A 23,414-nucleotide genomic window follows, 5' to 3' on the forward strand; every position below is an offset into this window, starting at 1 on the left:
CCCACCAGCGCCGATGGTACTGCGAAAGCGGGAGAGTAGGCCGCCGCCAGTTTTTATTTAAAAGTCTCATACAGTTTTGTATGAGACTTTTTTTTTGTAATATACTTTAAAGGAGATGGCAGATTGCAGATTGCAGATAGCAGATAGCAGATTAAGAGATAAGAGACATGGAGACAAGAGTGACGTACACACAGCCACAAATCATTCTTCATTTATCTTTGATAAGCAATAAGCAATAAGCAATAAGCAATAAGCATTAGTTACCTGTCCATCATCTATCTATCTACGATCTCATACAGACATGTGTGGGAATTTTCTTTAAACACCTAATATATATTATGTATTGACTATTCACATATGTTGCTTTCAACCAAGTTGAAGACTAAAGGATTACTGTAAAGAATTAAATATCTTAATTAGTGAAGTTGATTTATTGTCCCTACTTTTTATCCCATCTTGTCTAAAATTTCTTAGAGCCAAGCCTAAATTGATATTCCTGATTTTGAGTATATAATAAACTGAAAATAAAGATAAGTATCAGTACGATTCTTTTCATTATTAATTATTTTGGTGATAACAATAGTACAATATGAAACAAAAAAAAGATGGTCTTACAACCATCTTTATTATACCTGAAAATTAATTTATTTTTTAATAACAATCGTTTTATAGATTAGAGCTTCCTTATTGAAAAGTCTTATGACATAAGAACCTGCTGAATAAGCTGTGAAATTAATACTTCCCGAATATTTCTGTCTTCCGGTAATGTTCCGTCCAGACATATCATACAATTCATAATGGGTAATCTGTTTTTCAGTAATCACTGAAAGTATATCTTTTACTGGATTAGGTACAATTTTAATATCACTAGTATTCTGATATTCCTTTGTTCCTAAACTTGAAGTAACCGTTAGGATTCTGGAATTCTTACTTTCATTCAGACAGATATTTAAAGCAATAAGCTCACTAATACTTTTTCCAACAAACGTTGATACATTGGCTGTACTGTTGTAGGAAATACCCTTTACCGTATAAGTTCCTGCAGGAAGAGAGGTAAAGTTGGCTGTAGGGCTAACCGCCTGAATTTTACCTGTAGAATTGTTAATAGCAACAAATGTATAACTGTAACCAACTAGTGCCGTAGAAGTCTCATATAAACTTCCAGGACCGGCTGCTGTAACGGTGTAGCTGGTCGCATTGGCAGGACTTGAAAAGTTTGAGATCACAAAATAATAATCAACTCCCTCATTTAATACTACAGCCTTTGTAGATCCTGTAGATGTATAACTTGAGCCATTATAGTATGAATTAGAAGTCAAAAAGTTCGCCAGTGAAGCCGGGCTGCCTGAATGTATTGAGGTAATAAGAAATCCTGAAGATTTAGAAAAAACATACGATCCGCTATCTGTAACCCTGAATTTAAATGTATTGGTTACTGCGTTATTACTGGCAGAAACAGGAGCTGTCATTCCGGAGTTGCTGTACACAATGATGTTATTTGTACTTGTCCCTACATTATATACAAAGGTTTTAGAAGTATATGCTGCATTTGCTGAGGGTGGTGAAGTCATGTTAAGATTGGATGCCTGGCTCCCTGAAATAGCTGTAACCGCAGATTGTGGTGTAATATAAGTTGAATAAGCCGCACAGTCTGATGTAATGGTAAAGTTATTATCAGAGACATCAAAGAATTCTGCATACGGATTGATAATACCTACTACTTTAACCCTTGCTTTATCCGTAGAAGGAATATATGGAATGGTGGCATTATAGCTACCATTATTAAGAACATTGGATGCTAGAGTATAGGGAAATGATACTCCTCCGTCGATGGATAATAGTATATCGACATTACTTTTGATAGTATTTGTATTATTAACATCCCACGTAACATTAATGTTAGTATTGGAAGCTACTGAAATACCTGTAGCATTAGGATATGACACAGCTAGTGGTCCATTATTGCTTACCGTTACAATAATTTCATCAGAATCCAGCCCTCCGTTGGTTACATTATTATCTCTTACGGTAAAACGGAATTTCATATTTCTGGCTACCAGCGGTAAAGCTTCAGCATCATTGGTAGGGGGATTGTTTTGATTATTTAGCACAAACTGCATCTTTGGAAAATACCTTTCAGTAGTTGAAATGCTTTGTTCAGAACGGAATAATGGCGCAGTAGTACTGTTGACAGCGGTATAACCACCTGTACCGGTAATAGTGGATCCAAACGCGCCTTTATCATTCGCTGTAGCTACATCCGCCTGTTCCCAGGTGTAGGACAGGTTATTATCATTAGGATCAGTGGCTATTCCTTTTAGTTTGAATGGTGTATTTTTTGGGATGGTGATATCTACCCCTGCGTTAGCTGAAGGAGGTAGATTGGTACTGGCTACGATAGTGTAACAATTGGCTGGTGACTGCAAATAAGCAAGAATCTGGTCTAAACTTTTTGCATTAAAATAATTTAAATTATTGTTTCCTGTATTGGTCTGGTTATTAGGTGTTGAACAATTGGTAGAATATCCCATGATCGTTGATCCACCACCAGGTTCAATGGCTGCCGCTGCATTCCATCCGCTTGTACAGAATGTCGGACTGCTGCTGCTTCCTCCCACTGCATTATAAGTATGTCCGGCAGAGAATTGGTGCCCCATCTCATGGGCGATTAATCCGGCAACAACCCCTTTAGGCATAGTGAGAGCCCACTGACTCCATGCTCTGGCCTTGGAAGTATTGTTACACGGCTGCGGACCGGCCTGGCCCTGAGCTCCTCCGCTGCTCAGAATATTGAAGGTGTGTCCTATATCATATTTATTATAGACCAGGGTTGTATTGGTATTCAAGGTATTAAAACCGGTTTGTGAATTGGCAGCACTCGCAAAAGAAGGATCTACTGTGAACGGATCTGTAGCGGGATCTGTAAATATCAGGGTCCTATTGGTGGTATCTGCGATAAGGCCAAATGTTACCGAAGCTTCGGATTCATAAATTTTGTTGATCAGATTCACCATATTGATCGCTTCCGCTAAGGCATCATCTGTATTTCCGGCAAAAGCCTGAGTAAATTCTCCTGTGGTAGCAACGGCTAGCCTGAATTTTCTAATCTGATTTCCAAATGGGAAATTGACAGCTGATTTTGCGGTTAAAGATTGTTTAATAGTGGCTAGTTCCTTAATGACATCATTTTCGTCAACCCCACAGATAAATCTTTCATCAAATTTTGAAAAAGCATTATATATCCTGTACTGGCCAGGGGATGTTTGGTAAGGTTCTACAATGAAATAGCCATTTTCATTCTTAATAATAGCATTCATATGATCTTTGAAGATCGACAGTTTTAAAGAAGAACTGCCATCGTTACTCACCCCATCAAAAGTAAGGATTGAATGGACCCTTTGCTCGGTAAGGTTATTTTCGCTTAAATTAAATCGTATAGATTTTCCATCTTCTGAAGGAAGCGTGATTGAAGCTTTTGTTATTTTTTCCTTTTTTAACCGGCTTTCGCGAAATTGGCTTTCAAATCTTTGAAAATCGAAAGGAAAGATACTGCCGGGAACCGATGATTCTTTTGAAAGATTCTGTCCCCAAAAAAAGTGAAAAACAATGAATAGAATGCATGTTAATCTAAGTTTCATGATGTGGTGATTTTTTTATAAAGTTAATCAATAAAAAACAACGGCAATATGAATGATGTATCATATTGCCGTTTTATTGATGTATTTTAAAAAAATAAATACACTTTTAGTATAAGGTTAATATTTTCATACCTGAATAACTCCTAGGTTAAATTTTTCCGTAATAGGAGAATGATTAGCCGCTTCAATACCCATAGAAATCCATTTTCTAGTATCTGTAGGATTGATGATAGCATCTGTCCAAAGCCTTGCTGCTGCATAAGTGGCCTCTGTCTGCTTCTGGTATCTTTTGGTAATTGTATCTAAAATTTCATTGTGTTCTTCTTCAGAAATTTCTTTACCCTGCTTTTTTAAAGTGGATTCCTGAATCTGAACTAAAACTTTCGCTGCCTGAGATCCACCCATTACAGCAAGATCTGCCCAGGGCCAAGCTACAATTAATCTCGGATCGTAAGCCTTACCACACATCGCATAATTCCCGGCTCCGTAAGAATTGCCTGTAATGATCGTGAATTTTGGAACTACAGAATTAGAAACGGCATTGACCATTTTGGCACCGTCCTTAATAATACCTCCTTGTTCTGACTTTGAACCGACCATGAATCCTGTAACATCCTGAAGGAATACTAAAGGAATTTTTCTCTGGTTACAGTTCGCTATAAATCTAGTTGATTTATCTGCAGAGTCCGAATAAATAACACCACCGAACTGCATTTCTCCTTTTCCGCTTTTTACCAGTTTTCTCTGATTGGCGACAATTCCAACAGACCAGCCGTCAATTCTTGCCGTTGCACAGATAATGCTTTTTCCGTAATCCGGTTTATATTCTTCGTATTCTGAATGATCCACCAGGCATTTAATGATTTCGTAGGTATCATACTGTTCCGCTCTGGAAACAGGTACAATTCCAAAAATATTCTCGGGATTTTCCTTTGGAGGGAAGCTTTCAATTCTGTCAAAGCCAGCTTTTTCAGTGCTTCCAAGAGACTTCATGATGTTTTTGATACGGTTTAAAGCATCTTTATCATCTTTAGCCTTATAATCTGTCACTCCTGAAATGGAACAGTGGGTAGTGGCGCCTCCTAGAGTCTCATTATCCACGCTTTCTCCGATAGCAGCCTTTACCAGATAACTTCCTGCAAGGAAAATAGAACCTGTTTTATCCACAATCATAGCCTCATCACTCATAATAGGAAGATAAGCGCCTCCTGCTACACAGCTGCCCATTACTGCTGAAATCTGAACAATTCCCATGGAGCTCATTTTAGCATTATTTCTAAAAATTCGTCCAAAGTGCTCCTTATCAGGGAAAATTTCATCCTGCATTGGAAGATAAACGCCGGCAGAGTCTACAAGGTAAATGATGGGAAGTTTATTCTCCATGGCAATTTCCTGAGCTCTAAGGTTTTTCTTTCCGGTAATAGGAAACCATGCCCCGGCTTTTACAGAAGCATCATTGGCAACAACCAGACACTGCCTTCCTGAAACATATCCCATCACCACTACGACCCCTCCGCTTGGACATCCGCCATGTTCTTTATACATTTCGTAACCAGCAAATGCACCGATTTCTATGGAATCTGAACCTTTATCGAGAAGATACTCAACTCTTTCTCTTGCTGTCATTTTTCCTTCATCACGAAGCTTTTGAAGCCTCTTTTCACCGCCTCCTTTTTTTATTTCAGCGAGCAATTGATTGAGATCGGATAATTTTAATCTATTTTGATCTTCCCGTTTGTTGAATTCAAGGTCCATAAAATTTCAATTTTTTACGGCTAAAGATACTATTTTTAAAATGAATTTGAACCGAAGTAAAACAGGTGTTTAATATATTGGTTCTCAGAAATTTGTGAAACTTTTAACAAAAAAATATTTTTCAATTATTAATATTTTTTCTAACTTTACTTGAGAGTTAAGAGGATATTATTACCCATAATAATACTCTAAGTTCCTAGTTTATTTTTTTAATAGTTTATTATTTGAAAGCCCTGAACGTTGAACAAATTTTCAGGGTTTTTTATGCTTACATCATTACAACAGGAAGGCAATTAAACTGATTTGTATTTCCTGTATTCGATAATAGTAAGAAAGGAAGATTGATTTTTGTTTTTTCGGTATTTTTTAAAAGATATAAAACCTAATTTTTCCGGTATTTTCCTACTGGCTCTATTTTCCTGATCAACCGGATAACATATATATCTGAAAATAAAATTATTTTCTAAAAATTCAATAAGGCTGGTAATTATTTCTGTGCCCAGCCCGATACCCTGTGCATTTTTTTTCAGCCATAACCCAAGTTCTACTGATTCTTCGGTGATATTATGGATACCACAGCAACCCATAAAATTATTTTCAGAGTCAGTCGCAACCATTACCAGGTCTGTATTATTTGAAAGTGACTTTTTTGAATCTTCCACAAACCTTAGAATATCATTTCTGTCTCCTTCCGGGTTGAAAGGCATATATCTAGTAATTTCTGAAGTGAAATAAGTATTGATATCATCCACAAACAAGTCTTCGACGGGTTGTAACAACAGTCGATCGGTCTTAATTCTAATGTCTTTATTTAACTTCATTACTCAAATCTAAGATTTTTCTGGCGTACATTAGTGATATGATCAACAACAATTTCTTTTGTTTGACATACCGTTTTAACAGGACCCCCATTTTCTATTTTTAGCTGATTGTGAGAAATTATTCAGGAAAAGTAAGACGAAAACGAATTAATTATTTTTTTATTAAAGTAAAATTTATATTTTTTATGAGATTTGTAAAAGCCTATTTGTAAATTTGCCTGTTAAAAATTTACAGAAGATAGGATATGCAAAAATTAGCACTTTTCAGACTGCATTTGATTGTTTTTTTATGGGGGTTCACTGCAATCTTGGGAAAGCTGATTCATGCCAATGCCCAGATTCTGGTGTTTTACAGAATGCTGTTTGCGGCCATATTTCTATTTGCATTCATCAGGATTTATAAAAAAGAGAGTATCAATGTGTCCTGGAAAATATTTTTCCAGCTGGCTGCTATTGGCTGTGCTATGGCACTGCACTGGTATTGCTTCTTTTATTCCATTAAAGTCTCCAATGTTTCCATAGCATTAAGCTGTTTATCTCTTTCCACCTTATTTGCATCCATATTAGAACCTATTATTTTTAAAAGAAAGATTGATGTATCAGAGGTGGTCATGGGCGTAGTGATTGTGGCCTGTATATTAATGATCTTTAAAACAGAATTTCTTTTTAAGGAAGGGATCATTTATGGGATTCTCTGTGCGGTTTTCGGAACTGTTTTCAGCGTTTTTAATGGGAAGATGTTTGGGAAAACGAGTTCCGGGAATATTATATTTTATGAAATCTTCTGTGGCTGGCTGGTTCTGTCTATATTTTATATGGCTACCGGACAGATTTTTCAAATGGATGAAATAAACTACAGAGATCTGGCGTTAATATGCTTGTTGGCAAGTGTTTTTACGGCTTTTCCTATGTTGGAATCAGTGAATCTGATGAAATATATTTCGCCCTTTACGCTAATTTTAACAGTTAATTTAGAACCGGTCTACGGAATTATACTAGCTTTTTTTATCTTTGGGGAATCAGAAGAGATGAGTCCGATATTTTATGTCGCTTCAGGCGTTATGATACTGGCAATCATTGTGAATGGATTAATGAAATCCAGAAAAAATAAAAAACTAAAAAACTTTAACTAAGCATCAAATTTATATGATGAAGAAATATTTTTTACTTGCATTTTCACTGCTGTTTGGGCTTTCTCAATCTCAGATCATAAGAAAATACTCCAATGAATTTTTAAATATCGGAGCTGGGGCCAGAGGTCTCGCTATGGGAGGCGCTGTAGTATCCAACCAGGATGATGTGTATTCCCCGATGTGGAACCCGGCAGGTTTAATGGCGATTGAAAGAGACTGGCAGGGAGCAGCAATGCACGCAGAATATTTCGAATCGATTGCAAAATACGATTATCTCGCCTATGCAAAAGTATTGGAGGAAGGCGTATTTGGAGTTTCCGTAGTAAGGTTAGGCGTAGACAATATCCTGAACACCACCCAGATGATCGATGCTGAAGGGAATATAGATTATGATAAAATCACAAAATTTTCCCAGTCTGACTATGCCGCAATCCTTTCTTATGCCTTTCATCCTGCAGGAAATCCTAAACTGGATGTAGGGGTGAATGCTAAAATTGTATACAGAAATGTAGGGAAATTTGCCAGCGGATATGGTTTTGGTTTTGACATTGGAGCCATTTATAAAGCTGACAACGGATGGAAATTCGGAGGAATGCTGCGTGATGCTACTACAACGGTCAACTTTTGGAGCATCAATCAAAAAGAACTTTCAACCGTGGTGAATGGTGAGGAATTTAACCCTGCACCAAAAGACAAAATGGAATTGACGATGCCTAAACTGAATGTAGGTGCTAGTAAAGTATTCAATATTAACAGTAGCCTTTATGTATTGCCGGAAGCTGGAATCAATGTTGACTTTGCTAAAACAGCAGCTTTGGTATCTACAGATTTTGCAAGTTTAACACCTTATGCGGGTGCCGAACTAGGATACCAGAAAATGATTTTTGTAAGACTTGGGGTGAACAGATTCCAGTCGATCACAGATATTGAAGACCTTAAAAGAAAAGTTTCCTTCCAGCCAAGTGCAGGTATAGGAATCAAGTACAGAGGGCTTACCTTAGATTATGCAATCACCAATTCAGGAATCGGAGGATCTAATTTCTATTCTAATTTTTTCTCTCTTAAATTGGACATGGGACAGTTCAGAAATGATTAATTTTGGAACCTAATTTATAAGCAATGAAAAAGATTTCAGTAGTCGCATCATTTTTTTTGATAACCACTGTTTTTGGACAGAAGGTTTCAGATTATAAATATATTTCTGTTCCGGAAAAATTCAAAGATTTTGATAAAGAATCTTATGGGCTCGAGACAGCGCTGGTCAAGGGACTGACAAACAAAAAATATACAGTTTTTAATGGGAAGGATTGGCCTGCAGAAGTGAAAGACAATCCTTGTAGCGTTTTATATGCTAATGTTTTGGATAACAGTAGCTTTTTAAAAAATAAGGTCCTTATTGAAGTGAAGGATTGTAATGAAAAGGTTGTTTTTTCGTCTAAAGGATCTTCCAGTATCAAAGAATATAAAGAAGGGTTTCAGGATGCCTTAAAACAGGCTGTCATAGCAGTTCCTGTTTCATATCCTGTAGAAATAGTACAAACAGAACCTGCACCTGTTCAATCTGTCAGTAAAAATGAAACAAGTTCTTCAGCTCCGGTTTCAGAAAGTACATCAGGGAAATATACCAACGGTAAACTGAATCTTCAGAAAATACAGGTGGATACCAACCAGTTTATTCTGGCAGACAGCGGTAGTTCCGTTCCATTTGCTGTTTTTAAAACTTCTTCAAAGAAAGACGTATTCAGAGTAAAACTTGCAGACGGAACTTATACCATTGGGTATTTTGAAAATGGAAATATCGTTATTGATATCCCGCAATCTAATGGCGGGTTTGTGAAAGAAGTATTTTCTTCAAAATAAAATATACATTTAAATAAACCATAGATGATCCTTAATTCAAACGCAAGAATGAGTTAAGGATTTTTTATGGCTAAAGACTATTGAAAAAATCATGAATGACCTTCGCCTTACTTTTCCCAAGGATCTCCTCCAGTGTTTCCAAACTCGATTCTTTGATTCGTTTCACCGATTTTAATTTAGAAAGCAATAACTCAATTGTTTTTTCACCTACACCCGGGATCTCTTCCAGTTCAGATTTTATAGTTGAATTTTTTCTTCTCGTTCTGTGATGTTTCACGCCAAAACGGTGCGCTTCATCCCTTACCCGCTGAAGAATTTTTAAGGTTTCAGATTTTTTATCCAGATATAACGGAATGGAATCTTCAGGAAAGAAAATTTCTTCAAGCCTTTTCGCAATCCCGACAATAGTAATTTTTCCGTAAAGACCTAAAAGTTTTAAACTTTTTACAGCAGAAGAAAGCTGTCCCTTACCACCATCGATCAGGATCAGTTGGGGCAGATCCTCTCCTTCGTCCAATAACCTTTTGTAACGTCGGTAGATCACTTCTTCCATCGTAGCAAAGTCATTGGCGCCTTCTACCGTTTTTGGGTGGAAAATTCTGTAATCCGCTTTGCTGGGCTTTCCGTCTTTAAAAACGACGCACGCAGAAACAGGATTCGTACCCTGAATATTTGAGTTATCAAAACCTTCAATATGTCTGGGTTCTACAGGCATTCTCAACAGCTTTTGCATTTCAGCCATGATTCTGGTAGTATGTCTTTCAGGATCTACGATCTGAACTTGTTTTAGTTTTTCTAAACGGTATTCCTTCGCATTTTTTTCTGAAAGCTCCACGATTCTTTTTTTATCACCCACCTTTGGAACGATCAGCTTTACATTCGGAATCTCTACAGACAAATGGAACGGAAGCAGGACTTCTTTAGAATCGGAGCTGAACTTCTGACGAATTTCAATCAATGCTTCTTCCATAATATCCTCATCAGTCTCCTCAAGAATCTTTTTAATTTCTGTGGTAAAACTCTGGATAATATTTCCGTTTCTTATTTTAAAGAAATTCACATAAGCAGCCGTTTCATCACTCGTCATTCCAAAAACATCCACATCGTCAATATTGGGGTTCACAACCGTGTTTTTAGCCTGATAATCTTCTAAGATATCCAGCCTTTCCTTGATGATCTGTGCCTCTTCAAACTTAAGATTTTCGGCATGTTTCATCATCTGGTTCACCAGATATTCTTTTGCTTTCCGGAAATCACCTTTGATAATTCCGCGGATGGCATCTATCTTTTCATCATAATCTTCTTTGCTTTCCAGGTCTTCACAAGGTCCTTCACAGTTTTTGATATGATACTCCAGACAGACTTTATATTTTCCTTCCTCTATTTTGTTAGGGGAAAGATTAAGATTGCAAGTTCTGAGTTTATAGATATGTTTGATGGTATCCAGTAAAATCTTTGCAGGACGCACTTTAGCATAGGGACCATAATATTCAGATCCATCCTTCACTACATTTCTGGTCAGAAAGATTCTGGGAAAATTTTCGTTTTTAATGCAGATCCACGGATAGGTTTTATCATCCTTCAACAATACATTGTAAAAAGGGCGATGTTCCTTGATCAGGTTGTTTTCCAGTAAAAGTGCGTCGTATTCACTGTTAACGATCGTTGTTTCCAAACGTACAATCTTACCGACCATTATTTTGATACGGTAGCCCGGAAGATTTTTGTTGAAGTAGGAGAGAACCCTTTTCTTTAGGTGTTTGGCCTTTCCTACATACAGCAATTGATCGTTTTTATCATAATAACGATAAACGCCTGGTTCTGATGGTAAAGTTTTAAGCTGTAATTCTAAAGAAGGATTCATACAACAAAATTACGGAATCCATCCGGGATTTAAAAGAACAAAAAAACTGCAGAATTTTCTGCAGTTCTGGTCATATGATTAAAATATTTTATCCGTTGCTCATCGCCGTGTATTCATTGATCAGGAAGCTTAAATAATCCCATTCAACAGAATTTTTAGGGTATTTTTTCATGAATTCAGCATTGTCACCAAAAAGAAAATCATAGTTATCCTCAAAGTCATCTTTGTGAAGCCACATGACCTTATCCCCTTTCTTTACATAATAAGACTTGATGACGCCACCGCCAAGTTGTGGAGAACCCATCATAGAAAAACCTCCTGTTTCTTTAGCTCTCGGGTCATGGTATACAGAAATGATATCACTGAATTCCGGGTTGATCAGCTGCATCAAAAATTCCTTGTCATCCTTTTTGTTTTTTAGTGAAACGGTCTGGTTGACAAAATGTATTCTGCCCCCCGCTGTATTCTTTGTTAGTTTTTTGGTACCGAAGTTTCTGATGTTTCCCATATACTTCCCAACTTTTGCTATTTTTTCAGCATTGGTAGGATATACATACATTTCGTTGATCTGCTCGGCATTAAAGACTTCATTTTTTTTCGTGATGCTGTCTTTTAAAGAAACTTCGTAAATCTGTCCTTTTTTTGTTTCGATCTTGCCGCAGAAACCTTTATGAGAGCTTCCGTCCTTTAAAACAACAGTTGACGTTTTCTTGGGAGATGGCGTATTGAAACCTTCGTTGAAAAGATAAGTTTCCATTTTTTTGATGTCTTCCTTAGAATATTTTACTTTCTGGGCGAAAGTGGCAGTGCCTGCCATACATAGCGTAAGCAGTAGAGTTTTAAGTTTCATAAGTTATTGATAATTGTTTTTAATTTTGGCGGTAAAAATAGCAAATTAATTGGCGTAATGGGATAAAAATACAAGACTGTGAAATTTAGCTTTTACAATTATTGTTAAATGCGTAATTTTAAGGAAATTTTTAGAAATGATATACGGTGTAGATGTTTTCACTTTCCATGATGTTCTGGAAATCTGTAAAAAGCCAAATAAAGCTAAACTTAATAAAGCAGCCAAAGAACAGATCCTAAAATCTCAGAAAAACGTTCAGAAAATAGTAGAGTCCGATAGATGTGTCTACGGAATCAATACAGGTTTCGGACCACTTTGCGATACTAAAATATCAGCTGACGAAACTGCCCAGCTGCAGTACAACCTTATTATTTCCCATGCCGTAGGTGTTGGAAAGCCTATTAATAAGGAGTTTTCAAAAATAATGATCATTGCTAAAGTTCATGCATTGTCCAAAGGATTTTCAGGTGTTTCCCTGGAAGTGATCGAAAGATTAATTCTGATGCTTGAAAAAGATATTATTCCTGTAGTCCCGGAACAGGGTTCTGTAGGAGCATCCGGAGATTTGGCACCCCTAGCTCACCTTGTGCTTCCATTGCTTGGATTGGGACAGGTTTGGGAAGGTGATGAAATCTTTGAAACAATGGACGTTTTAGACAGACATGGTCTTGAGCCATTAGTTTTAGGTCCTAAAGAAGGTCTGGGACTGATCAACGGAACCCAGTTTATCCTGGCTCATGCGATCAAAGGATTAGAAAAATTTGAATACTTACTGAACCTGGCAGATATGACTGCTGCGATGAGTATTGAGGCTTACAGAGGTTCTGAAAGTCCGTTCAAAAAAGAACTTCACGAGATCAGACCTTTTGAGGGAAGTAAAAAAGTGGCGGCAAGAATGGTGAAGTTTTTAAAAGGTTCTGAAAATATGAAAGCGCATGAAGACTGTGAAAGAGTTCAGGACCCTTATTCTATGAGATGTGTGCCCCAAGTGCACGGTGCCAGCAGAAATGCCTTTGAACATCTTAAATTGATGGCGGAAACAGAACTGAATTCCGTAACAGACAACCCGATCGTTCTAAGTGCTGAAGAATCTATTTCCGGAGGAAACTTCCACGGACAGCTGATGGCGCTTCCTTTGGATTATGCTACATTAGCTGCTGCCGAATTAGGAAATATTTCAGACAGAAGAAGTTATTTATTATTGGAAGGAAAATACGGACTTCCAAGATTGTTGACAGAAAGCTCAGGACTAAATTCAGGATTCATGATCCCGCAATATACCTCAGCAGCTTTAGTTACAGAAAATAAAACATTGTGTTTCCCTGCATCAGCAGATTCTATCCCGACAAGTTTAGGTCAGGAAGACCATGTGTCTATGGGAAGTATTTCCGGTAGAAAGTTCAATCAGGTTTTAGGAAATCTGGTGAATATTCTATCTGTAGAATTGATGTTTGCAGCACAGGGATTAGAATTCAGAAGACCTTCCAAATGCTCGAAAATCATCGAAGAAAATTATGCTGTGATCCGTTCTAAAGTTAAAAAGCTGGAAGATGACAGATTGATAGGAAAAGATATGCTGGCAATTGCAGAGCTGATTAACGAAAGAAAATTTAACGTTGAAGTTTAATTTGGACTTAAATGAAAAAAATAATAATTGTTTTAAGCCTGTTTGTTGGAACATTGACTTTTTCTCAGGCTTCAGAAGTCAAGATCCGGGAATTTATTAAAATTATAGGGGCTGATAAAATGGCTACCACAGCAATGCAGCAATATATACAGGGGCTTAGAAAAACCCATGTCAATGTTCCTGACGAATTTTGGAGTGAATTTACAGCAGAAGTTTCGTCCAGTAAAATGATCGATTTATATATTCCGATCTATGCTAAATATTATACGGAGTCTGATATTGATGAACTTATTAAATTTTATAAATCTCCAATAGGACAAAAGACCCTCGAAGTAATGCCAAGTCTTATTAAAGAGAGCATGGAAGCAGGAGGAAAAATGGGAAGGGATATCGCCATTAAAGTGAAAGAAAAACTTGATAGAAAAGAAGGCTATCAAAGTCCACCACCACCGATGCCTGAAAAAAGTAAATAAACAATTAAATTTTAAGCTTCCTCTTACCGGGGAAGCTTTTCCATTCATTTTAAATCTTTAAATTGTATTAAATTTTTTAAATCAATATAGTATAATGACTACAAAAAGAACAGACTCTTCCAACATCGACTTTCAGAATTTGGTCAAACTCCTGGATACTGATCTTGCGGTACGTGATGGGGAAGAGCATGAATTTTATCACCAGTTTAATTCAATCGACATGCTTAAAAACTGTGTGGTAGCCTACGCAGAGGATATCGCGGTGGGTTGCGGTGCCTTCAAACCTTTTTCCGAAGATACGGTAGAAATAAAAAGAATGTATACCCATACAGACAGCAGAGGAAAAGGATTTGCTTCAAAAATATTGAATGAACTGGAAATCTGGGCTAAAGAAGAAGGATATAGCAAATGTGTTTTGGAAACGGGAATTAAACAACCGGAAGCTATTGCACTGTATGAAAAATCCGGATACAAAAGAATTCCTAATTATGGACAGTATATTGGTATTGAAAATAGTGTCTGCTACGAGAAAGGAGTATAATTTTTTTAAAGGAAAAGACAACGATTGATATTCTTGTAATATTAAATTCATTTTTTCTAAGCTTTCAATTCACATCAAAGTGTTATATTGTGGTTCCAAACCATAAAAATAAAACTATGAAAAAAAGTGTACTTTACCTATTGGCACTCTTTTTTGTTTTGAATTCATGTAACAACAGAGATGACCTTCAAAACGAAAACCTTAGTATTGAAAACGTTCAGAAAGACCCTTTGACGGGGAAACAGATTAACGCTGAAATCAACAGTACAATCAAGAATACCGGTTCTTTCAACTGGAAAAACGCTTCCGATCATCTGCTTTGGAGCGCCATTTTCAGAGGAAACAGAATGGTATCCATCGGATTCGGAACTTCAAAGGATGATTTTGACCGAAGTCTTTCTCCTGACAATAAAAACATGGAAGCTGAAGTTTTAGGCCTTATCCAACAGTATGAAGGCGTAGAACAAACCCGATTTCTGACCGCTTCAGACCAATATCTCAATCAGATAGATGTGATCATTGAAAAGCAGGAAACCATCACGGCGCTGAGAAAGATGAAAACCATTCGTTATGTAGAGCCGGGAGATTATCATTATTTTGAAATAGAAAACAGCCTTAATGCCAATGCAAAATCCAGCGGTTCGTCATCCGGATGCGGATTTGAATCTACGGCTTTAAACGCAGCAGATTATACCACTACTACGCCCAATGCCAGAGTTCCGTGGGCATTTACCCAGCACAATATTCCCAATGCATGGAGCTACAGCACAGGAGCCGGAATGACCATAGGGCTTATCGATACAGGCGTTTCACCGGAGCAGACGTTATTGGGAAGCAATTTTAATACAGGAGCTTCTTCCGGAAGAACGATCAGTAAATTTGGATCTTATGTGAATGGATCTACTACAGACGGTCCGGCTGACCAGTGTGGACACGGAACAAAAATGGCTTCCGTGATGGCAGCACCCAAAAATAATGCAGGACTTCCTGTTGGGGTTGCTTACAATGCCAATCTCATCACTTACCGCGCGGCCTCCAATGTAGTACTGGAAACTTCCAGCGAGCAAACCGGAGTAAAAACCGCATTTACGGATCTTGCAAATAATTCCAATGTGAAGATCATTTCCATGTCGATGGGGCACATTTTCTCTGTGGGTAAAATTGAAGATGGGGTAAAATATGCTTATTCCAAAGGAAAACTGATCTTTTGTGCAGGAGGAACTTCTACCAGCTTTACCAATTTCGTAGGAGTTATTTTTCCGGCAAGTATGTCTGAAACACAAGCTGTAACAGGAGTAAAAGAAGGAACCTCCAATCAGAAATGCGATGTATGCCATTCCGGAAGCCAGATTGATTTTACGTTCCAGATGGAAAGAGCCAATGGAAATACAGTCCCTGTCTTAAGTTACTATAATAATCAGGCTGATTATGTGGGAGGTTCATCGGTAGCTACTGCTGCCACTGCGGGTATCGCTGCTCTTGTCTGGTCTAAAAACCCATCCTGGACGAGAGAACAGGTTCTGAATAAAATGAGACAGTCTGCCACCTATTATCCTACAGTAAATTCAAGCTATGGATATGGGAATATAAACGTTCTGAAAGCAGTACAATAAGACTAAGTTTACTGAAAATTTAAAAGGGAATATCTCAGTCTCCCAGCTGATAATCCAATGGAAGCATGTTTTCAATTTTATTTTTTGAAAAATCGCCTTCATTGATGAGCTGGTCCGGATTGGTGATATTCCCTTCTTTTGAAACCTCAAATACCTCACCTTCAGGATGGAGAAAAGAGGTCAGAACTACAGGTATTTTACCTTTAATAAACTCTTTTCCTTTAAGTTCGTAGAAATATTTCTGATAATTCACCTGAAGCATATCCTTAAAACTGAAAAGGACCTTCCCCTCCTTTCTTGTTACGTAATCTGAATCGGGTATAAGGGTTTTTACAATGGCCAGTGCATAAGGTTTCTCACTGTTCTTCCTTTGAGAAATATCACTGATGTTTTCAGGAATTTTGATCATCGCTGAACTTCTCACAATTTGTTTAAAATCTTCCAGCAGTTTCAGCTCCTCTTCTGTGGGATACTTGGGATTGAGAACTTTTACTACATGATTGACCACAAATTTATCCTGTGGGATCTTATTTTCGTAAATGCTTCTGAAAAAATGCAGCATGCTTCCGTCGTAAGCATTCATTCGGTTGAGTTTTGTTTTATCCGTGTTTTTCGTTTCCCTGAAAAAGCTGGTTCCGGTATAATTAACCGAATTTTTATTTAAATCAAGAGAATAGCTGATAAGATTGTACTGGATCTCATAGCCCAGATTTTTATTTTCGATGATTAAAGTATTGGGTGCTTTTACTTTCAGAAATTTATTCTTTTTGTCGTAGGAAAATTTCAGGGACTTCTGATTTTTGATCTTTACATTTTCGCGGTCAGCGCCTATAAAAGTGTCAAGAAAATAATAAATATAATTCCTGTAGGCTTCCGAAGTGTAAGGAATAAGCCTGATTTCTTCAATCGCATTGGTTTTAGTCAAAACCACTTTCAGATTTTTATTCACAACCTCTGAAACAGCTGTTGCAAAAGTATCATACTCATCCTTTTGAAAAATCACATTTCCAAGACTTCCGGAAGAAAGATTTAAGCTAAAACTTCCATCCTCCTTTGATAGGGTTCCTGTTTGAGTACCATCAATATAAATATTCACCCCGGAGATCTGATTGCCGGAATCGTTCACCACATGGCCTTTAATAACCTGAGCTGTTATACTATAAAAAGAGAGTATAAATAAAAATAGTAATATCGTTTTTTTCATGGTAAAACAATATTACTAAATTTCTAGTGATAAAAAAAGAACAGGATAATTATCCGATCCTTACACTGGTCATGCTTAGTGATCCGCCAATCAGCTCATCATTAAATAATGAAAGGTTTTCAGCCTGATCTTTTAATCCTAAAGTATAGATCAGCGGAAGATAATGATCCGGTGTAGGAACTGCATATTGAAGGAATGTACCCTGCTTCTGGTAATCTATTATGTTTTGAAAATTTCCATCCAGAAGCCAGTTGTTAGTTTTCTCTCTTGCTTCTACAGCCCAATCCCAGCCGGCACCAACGGTGTCTATATTTTTCCAGTCGATCAGGCGAAGATTGTGTACAATATTTCCGCTTCCGATGATCAGGATCCCTTTTTCGCGGAGCTTATTCAGCCTTTTGGCAAGATCAAAATGATACTGCGGTGGTTTTGTATAGTCTATGCTCAGCTGAATCACAGGGATATCAGCTTCCGGATACATATGTTTGATGACCGACCATGCACCGTGGTCAAGTCCCCAGTTGTGATCTTCTTCCACCAAAACCGGAGCTAAAAGTTCAACGGTTTCTTTCGCCAGTTCCGGATCTCCCGGAGCAGGATATTGCACATCAAATAAAGCCTTTGGAAAACCTCCGAAATCATGGATTGTTCTCGGCATATCCATTGCAGTGACAAAAGTTCCCTGCGTATACCAGTGTGCGGAAATACATAGAATAGCATTAGGCTTTGGAATTTCCTGTGCTGCTTTTCTGAATCCCTGTACAAACTGGTTTTCTTCAATAGCATTCATCGGCGAACCGTGCCCGAGAAATAAAACGGGCATTCTTTGGGTATTTACAAAATTGTCACTGATGTTTTGAAGATCGTTAAGATTCATAAATAAGAGGTAATTAAAAAAAGGTTCAAGGCTTTTAGAAAAATACCTGAACCTTTTTATGTTATGAATTGGATAATTTTTGTTTAAATGCTCAATTGCCAGGAAGCGTCTCCTTTCTTTACAACAAAAACTCCTTTTTTATTATGCCTGTTTTACAAACTGTAATTCTCCGGCAATTTTTACTTCTTCGCTTACCATTACGCCTCCGGCTTCAAGAGCCGCGTTCCAGTTCAGTCCGAAATCTTTTCTGTTGATTTTTCCTTCAAAAGAAAAACCAGCTTTTGTATTTCCCCAAGGGTCAACGTTGATCCCACCGAAGTCTACATCTAAAGTGATAGGTTTTGTGATTCCATTCACTGTAAGGTTTCCTGTTACTTTATCATTCAAAGCCTGAGATTCAAAGGTAATAGAAGGATATTCCTCTGTATTGAAAAACTCAGCGGACTTTAAGTGATTATCTCTGTCTGTGTTATTTGTGAATACAGAATCAGTCTGGATTGTAGCTGTTGTTTTAGCGTTGCTAAACGTATCATCTTCAGATTCAATTTCAGCAGTGAACGTTCTGAAGTTTCCTTTAATATTAGAAATCATCATATGTTTTACTTTGAAAGTAATTTCACTATGCGTTGGGTCAAGATTCCATTTTGTTGCCATTGTATTGTATTTTTTGTTTGTTATTGATACTGCAAATGTAGGGTACAGGACCTATACCAGTCATTGATTTAGGATAAGAAATTTTTTTTGTGTGAATGGTGAGCTTTGCTTCGCAGGTCAATGGTCAATCGTTAGCAGCTATAAAATTCACAATTGACGATTCACACTTCACCTTATTGTATAGCCAATGATTCCCACCATTAAGTTAAGAATTTATTTTTATCCATCCATTAATCCTATTTTATGAATGTTTTAATTTAACATTTATTAACGGATGGTATTTATTTCTTATTTTTGAGGGATTCAATTTTATACAATGAAATTACATAGATTTTCTTTAATGATGTTGGTTTTGGGCAGTTCTGCATTTGCACAGACCCAAAAATTCACAATGGCGGAGGCAGTAAACGGACTGAGAACGAATCTTGCGGTGAAAAATATTTCTCAATTCTCATGGGCTGCGGATGGTAAATCTTATATCCAGGCTGTAAAAGGAGGGTATCTGATGACCGATCTTAAGACCAATAAGCAGGATACTTTAGTGTCTTTAACTCAGCTGAACAAATCGTTTTCTGATGCTAAACTGAAAGCGGTTCCGCAGATTAAATTTACAAACGGTTCAAACGGTTATTTCAGTGCCAACGATACCATGTTCTGGATCGAAAAATCAGGAAACGACTGGAAAGTAAAAACAGCCACAGCTGTCGATGGAGATGCTTCCAACGTAAAAATGTTCGGAGATAACCAGACTTTTGCCTTTACCGTAAAGAATAATTTGTTTGTCAGTAAAAACGGAAAAACAATCGCTGTAACCAACGATTCTAATGAAAATATCATCAATGGAGGAGCGGCGGTTCACAGAAACGAATTCGGAATTGATACAGGAATTTTTCCCGCTCCCAACTCTGAAGCGGTAGCATTTTACAGAATGGATCAGACGATGGTAGCCGATTACCCGGTTATTGACTGGTCGGTAACTCCTGCCGTAAACCACAACATCAAGTATCCGATGGCAGGTCAGAAGTCCCACGAGGTAACTTTAGGCGTTTATAATATTAAAAATCAGTCGACTACTTTCCTGAAAATTGAAGGTGAAAAAGATCAGTATTTAACAGCGGTTACCTGGAGTCCGGATTCAAAATATATTTTCGTAGGCGTTCTGAACCGCGGACAGAATCATGTAAAAATGAATCAGTACGATGCGGCGACTGGAAATCTCATCAAAACTTTATTTGAAGAAACCAGCGACAAATATGTGGAGCCTCAGCATCCGCTTACCTTTTTCCCGAATTCCAATACAGATTTTATCTGGCAGAGTCAGAGAACAGGATACAACCATCTGTTCCACTACAGCCTTGAAAAAGGACTGGTAGCTCAGATTACAAAAGGAGACTGGCTGGTAACTGATATTTTAGGCTTTAATGATAAGAAAAAGGAAATTTATTTCACTTCTACGAAAGAAACTCCTTTGGAAAAACATTTATATAAAATCAACTGGACGAACTTTAAAATGCAGCGTTTAGATGATGCAGCGGGAGTGCATACAGGGGTTTTAAGCAATGACGGCAATTATTTGTACGATATTTACAGCAATGCAGGCACACCGAGGTCAGCCAATATTATTAATACAAGCACGGCAAAAGCAATCAATATTCTTACGGCTGAAAATACATTAAAAAATTATCAGAGGCCTGAAATTAAAAATGTAGAATTAAAAGCTGACGACGGTACACCTCTTTATGGAAAGATCATTCTTCCTACAGATTTTGATGCCAGCAAAAAATATCCGGTGATCGTTTACCTTTATAATGGGCCGCACCTGCAATTGGTGACCAATACGTTCCCTGCATCAGGAAACCTTTGGTACGAATATATGGCTCAAAATGGTTACATTATTTTCACAATGGATGGAAGAGGTTCTTCGAACCGCGGACTGAAGTTTGAGCAGGCGGTCTTCAGAAATCTGGGAACAACAGAAATGAACGATCAGATGAAAGGAGTAGACTATTTAAAATCCCTTCCTTACGTTGATGCTCAGAAAATGGGAATCCATGGATGGAGTTTCGGTGGATTTATGACGACAAGTTTTATGCTTCGTAAGCCGGATGTATTTAAAGTGGGCGTTGCCGGAGGACCGGTGATCGACTGGAAAATGTACGAAATCATGTACGGAGAAAGATATATGGATACACCGGAGGAAAACCCTCAGGGATATGCGACGGCTAATCTTCTGGACAAAGTTCAGAATTTAAAAGGAAAGTTACTGATGATCCACGGTGCTCAGGATGATGTCGTGGTATGGCAGCATTCTATTAAGTTTATCAAGTCTGCGGTAGACAACGGAGTTCAGCTGGACTATTTTGTCTATCCTGGACATCCGCACAATGTGATCGGAAAAGACAGGGTTCACCTGATGCAAAAAGTAACTGACTACTTTGATCAGTATCTTAAGAAATAACAATAAAATCCAGCCGCTTAGGCTGGATTTTTCATTTAAGATAGAAATATATTTAAAATGGATTAATCATAAAATTCCTTGATCACAAAAGTTCCGTTATTGATTCTTCTCAGCTCTTTTAAGATATAATACCTGTGCAGAAAACCTGTAAGAACAACGATTTTTTTGCCGGGATGGGTTTCAGCAATCTTGTCAATATTTTTAGCCATTGTCTGGTTTCGGAGATCCCAGAATCCGGACATTAATGTAAAACCGTCTCTGTAGCTGATCTTTTCACCATTGGGTTTTACAACAAATCTTTTTGCAAATTCAGGTCTCGTTTCAATGATCTTTAAAAGCTCTGAATACTGTGCATTCTGTCTTTTTCCTGAGATCTGGTCGGTCGTTGCATTATTAAAATTTTCCGGGGATAATTCTGCAATCTTCATCAGCTCTTTTGTGAGATTGGTGAAATTTTCATAGATCTTCGCCTCAGAAGGGGTTAGTTTTTTCGCCTGATAAAGACTGTCAATCAGTTTCACCGATAAATTATCCGTAGGAACCATTCCTCTGTCTTTTCTGTATTGATTTCTTCCTTCAAAATCAAAAGGGAATCTTAATGTTTTCGGATATTTTTTCAGATAAGTATTGCTTGCTTTGATTTCGTTTTCTGTAATCTTAATGCTGTTTTCGTAGTCTTTCATTCCCTGGGTGTCTACCTCATGAAGGATGATGTCCGGTTTCACTTTATCTAGGATATCGAAGAGTATTTTAGAATGATAATTGGGGACACTGTCGTGGATGTTGCCAATGACATAGATTTCGGTCTTGCTTTGTGAAAAACAGAAGCTGGTAAGCAGTAGTAAGAATGCTGTTAAGGTAGATTTCATTTTTATAAGTATAGAAAGCGCCAAATATAGGCAAAATCCATTCTTAACAAACATCAATGTTTTTGACCTTTTTCATCCGTAATTTTGTTAATCTAAAATCTAAAATCTAAAATCTAAAATCTAAAATCTAAAATATGGAATTAGGAATAGGAATGTTTGGTGACCTGGCTTTTGATCAGGCAACCGGAAAATATAGAGATGCAGGCGTAAAGATCCGTGAGATATTGGATCAGGTAAAATTAATGGATGAGGTAGGCATTGATGTTTTTGCAATGGGAGAACATCACCGCCCGGATTATGCAGTTTCTTCACCGGAAATGGTGCTGGCAGCTGCGGCAAGTATCACCAAAAATATAAAACTGGCAAGTGGAGTTACGGTTTTAAGTTCTTCAGAACCGGTAAAAGTATATGAGGATTTTTCAACCTTAGACCTGATCTCAGACGGAAGAGCTGAAATATTCGTCGGAAGGGGAAGTTTTATCGAATCATTTCCTTTGTACGGATATTCACTGAATGATTACGAAGAACTTTTTGATGAAAAACTGGAATTGCTTTTAAAAATCAACTCAGAGGAAAATGTAACCTGGTCAGGAAAGCTCCGCGCCCCTATGCAAAACCAAACAGTTTATCCGAGAGCAAAAAATGATGGGAAACTGTCGATCTGGAGAGCCGTCGGTGGAACTCCGCAGTCTGTTTTAAGTGCTGCAAAATTAGGAATGCCTTTGGTGGTAGCGATCATCGGAGGAATGCCGGTACAGTTTAAAAATCTGGTAGAATTTTATAAACAGGAATACCAGAAAGCCGGATATGATATGGATAAAATGCAGATTGCCATTCATTCTCACACTTTCGTAAGCGATGATCAGGCGGTTGTGGACGGATATTTTAATAACTATAAATCCCAGATGGACAGAATCGGGGCGACAAGAGGTTGGGCTCCTTACACGAAAATGCAGTATGACGGTGGAAGAGGAAGAGAAGGCGCATTATTCATCGGAAATGCAGCAGAAGTTGCTGATAAAATTGCCTACATGAAGGAAATTTTTGGAATCACAAGATTCATCGGGCATATGGATATTGGTGATCCTGCTCACGACATCATGATGAAATCCATTGAATTATTTGGGGAGAAAGTAAAACCTGTTATTCAAAATCTATAAAGAGAAACCTCCGCTGA

The 23,414-nt window shown here is 37.6% G+C and carries 18 protein-coding genes; 9 read left to right on the forward strand and 9 right to left on the reverse strand.

Going from position 1 to position 23,414, the window contains the following annotated elements:
• Positions 1 to 644: 644 nt before the first annotated feature.
• From BW964_RS18545 to BW964_RS18555, 3 genes are all read right to left on the reverse strand, one after another.
• Positions 645 to 3,638 carry a zinc-dependent metalloprotease gene (locus BW964_RS18545; RefSeq protein WP_076509488.1) on the reverse strand — a complete coding sequence of 998 codons (2,994 nt, stop codon included), beginning with the start codon at positions 3,636 to 3,638 and terminating at the stop codon, positions 645 to 647.
• Positions 3,639 to 3,764: 126 nt separating this feature from the next.
• Positions 3,765 to 5,393 carry an acyl-CoA carboxylase subunit beta gene (locus BW964_RS18550; RefSeq protein ID WP_076509489.1) on the reverse strand — a complete coding sequence of 543 codons (1,629 nt, stop codon included), beginning with the start codon at positions 5,391 to 5,393 and terminating at the stop codon, positions 3,765 to 3,767.
• A 293-nt stretch (positions 5,394 to 5,686) separates the two neighbouring features.
• Positions 5,687 to 6,214 carry a GNAT family N-acetyltransferase gene (locus BW964_RS18555; RefSeq protein ID WP_076509491.1) on the reverse strand — a complete coding sequence of 176 codons (528 nt, stop codon included), beginning with the start codon at positions 6,212 to 6,214 and terminating at the stop codon, positions 5,687 to 5,689.
• A 245-nt stretch (positions 6,215 to 6,459) separates the two neighbouring features.
• Between BW964_RS18555 and BW964_RS18560 the strand changes: the two genes are divergently transcribed.
• The 3 genes from BW964_RS18560 to BW964_RS18570 are packed head-to-tail and all read left to right on the forward strand — an operon-like array spanning position 6,460 to position 9,207.
• On the forward strand, positions 6,460 to 7,347 hold the full coding sequence (locus BW964_RS18560; RefSeq protein ID WP_076509492.1) for a DMT family transporter: 888 nt from the start codon (positions 6,460 to 6,462) through the stop codon (positions 7,345 to 7,347).
• 13 nt (positions 7,348 to 7,360) lie between these two features.
• Positions 7,361 to 8,443, forward strand: coding sequence for a putative type IX sorting system protein PorV2 (locus tag BW964_RS18565; protein WP_073332098.1), 1,083 nt, complete (start codon positions 7,361 to 7,363; stop codon positions 8,441 to 8,443).
• Between the two features lie 23 nt (positions 8,444 to 8,466).
• A complete protein-coding gene (locus tag BW964_RS18570; RefSeq protein WP_076509494.1) occupies positions 8,467 to 9,207 on the forward strand; it encodes a hypothetical protein in 741 nt (246 codons plus the stop codon).
• Positions 9,208 to 9,277: 70 nt separating this feature from the next.
• On the opposite strand, the gene uvrC is transcribed toward BW964_RS18570, so the two are convergent.
• Both uvrC and BW964_RS18580 read right to left on the reverse strand, forming a co-directional pair.
• Positions 9,278 to 11,071, reverse strand: a complete 1,794-nt coding sequence (gene uvrC, locus BW964_RS18575; protein ID WP_076509495.1) for an excinuclease ABC subunit UvrC — start codon at positions 11,069 to 11,071, stop codon at positions 9,278 to 9,280.
• An 88-nt stretch (positions 11,072 to 11,159) separates the two neighbouring features.
• Positions 11,160 to 11,921 (reverse strand): hypothetical protein, encoded by a 762-nt coding sequence (locus tag BW964_RS18580; RefSeq protein ID WP_076509497.1) that lies wholly within the window; start codon positions 11,919 to 11,921, stop codon positions 11,160 to 11,162.
• 136 nt (positions 11,922 to 12,057) lie between these two features.
• On the opposite strand from BW964_RS18580, the gene hutH reads away from it, so the two are divergent.
• The 4 genes from hutH to BW964_RS18600 all read left to right on the forward strand — a co-directional run bounded on the left by hutH (position 12,058) and on the right by BW964_RS18600 (position 16,175).
• A complete protein-coding gene (gene hutH / locus BW964_RS18585) occupies positions 12,058 to 13,548 on the forward strand; it encodes a histidine ammonia-lyase (RefSeq protein WP_076509499.1) in 1,491 nt (496 codons plus the stop codon).
• Between the two features lie 11 nt (positions 13,549 to 13,559).
• Positions 13,560 to 14,021 (forward strand): DUF2059 domain-containing protein, encoded by a 462-nt coding sequence (locus BW964_RS18590; RefSeq protein WP_076509501.1) that lies wholly within the window; start codon positions 13,560 to 13,562, stop codon positions 14,019 to 14,021.
• Positions 14,022 to 14,115: 94 nt separating this feature from the next.
• Positions 14,116 to 14,562, forward strand: coding sequence for a GNAT family N-acetyltransferase (locus BW964_RS18595; RefSeq protein ID WP_076509503.1), 447 nt, complete (start codon positions 14,116 to 14,118; stop codon positions 14,560 to 14,562).
• A 116-nt stretch (positions 14,563 to 14,678) separates the two neighbouring features.
• Entirely contained in the window at positions 14,679 to 16,175 is a 1,497-nt protein-coding gene (locus BW964_RS18600; protein WP_076509506.1) for a S8 family peptidase, read from the forward strand.
• Between the two features lie 34 nt (positions 16,176 to 16,209).
• Here BW964_RS18600 and BW964_RS18605 read toward each other — a convergent pair whose 3' ends face one another.
• The 3 genes from BW964_RS18605 to BW964_RS18615 all read right to left on the reverse strand — a co-directional run bounded on the left by BW964_RS18605 (position 16,210) and on the right by BW964_RS18615 (position 18,910).
• The gene (locus BW964_RS18605) at positions 16,210 to 17,379 is read right to left on the reverse strand and encodes a carboxypeptidase-like regulatory domain-containing protein (protein WP_076509507.1); all 1,170 of its coding nucleotides are present in this window, start codon (positions 17,377 to 17,379) and stop codon (positions 16,210 to 16,212) included.
• Positions 17,380 to 17,428: 49 nt separating this feature from the next.
• Positions 17,429 to 18,256 carry a 4,5-DOPA-extradiol-dioxygenase gene (gene ygiD, locus BW964_RS18610; RefSeq protein WP_076509509.1) on the reverse strand — a complete coding sequence of 276 codons (828 nt, stop codon included), beginning with the start codon at positions 18,254 to 18,256 and terminating at the stop codon, positions 17,429 to 17,431.
• A 141-nt stretch (positions 18,257 to 18,397) separates the two neighbouring features.
• Positions 18,398 to 18,910: a YceI family protein gene (locus BW964_RS18615; RefSeq protein ID WP_076509511.1), complete on the reverse strand. Its 513-nt coding sequence runs from the start codon at positions 18,908 to 18,910 to the stop codon at positions 18,398 to 18,400.
• Between the two features lie 316 nt (positions 18,911 to 19,226).
• On the opposite strand from BW964_RS18615, the gene BW964_RS18620 reads away from it, so the two are divergent.
• A complete protein-coding gene (locus tag BW964_RS18620; RefSeq protein ID WP_076509512.1) occupies positions 19,227 to 21,368 on the forward strand; it encodes a S9 family peptidase in 2,142 nt (713 codons plus the stop codon).
• Between the two features lie 62 nt (positions 21,369 to 21,430).
• On the opposite strand, the gene BW964_RS18625 is transcribed toward BW964_RS18620, so the two are convergent.
• Positions 21,431 to 22,237 carry a hypothetical protein gene (locus BW964_RS18625; protein WP_076509514.1) on the reverse strand — a complete coding sequence of 269 codons (807 nt, stop codon included), beginning with the start codon at positions 22,235 to 22,237 and terminating at the stop codon, positions 21,431 to 21,433.
• Positions 22,238 to 22,371: 134 nt separating this feature from the next.
• Here BW964_RS18625 and BW964_RS18630 point away from each other — a divergent pair, with 134 nt between their 5' ends.
• Entirely contained in the window at positions 22,372 to 23,397 is a 1,026-nt protein-coding gene (locus BW964_RS18630) for an LLM class flavin-dependent oxidoreductase (protein ID WP_076509517.1), read from the forward strand.
• Positions 23,398 to 23,414 lie beyond the last annotated feature (17 nt).

This window comes from Chryseobacterium shigense (assembly GCF_900156575.1).
In the GTDB taxonomy this organism is placed as follows: Bacteria; Bacteroidota; Bacteroidia; order Flavobacteriales; family Weeksellaceae; genus Chryseobacterium; species Chryseobacterium shigense.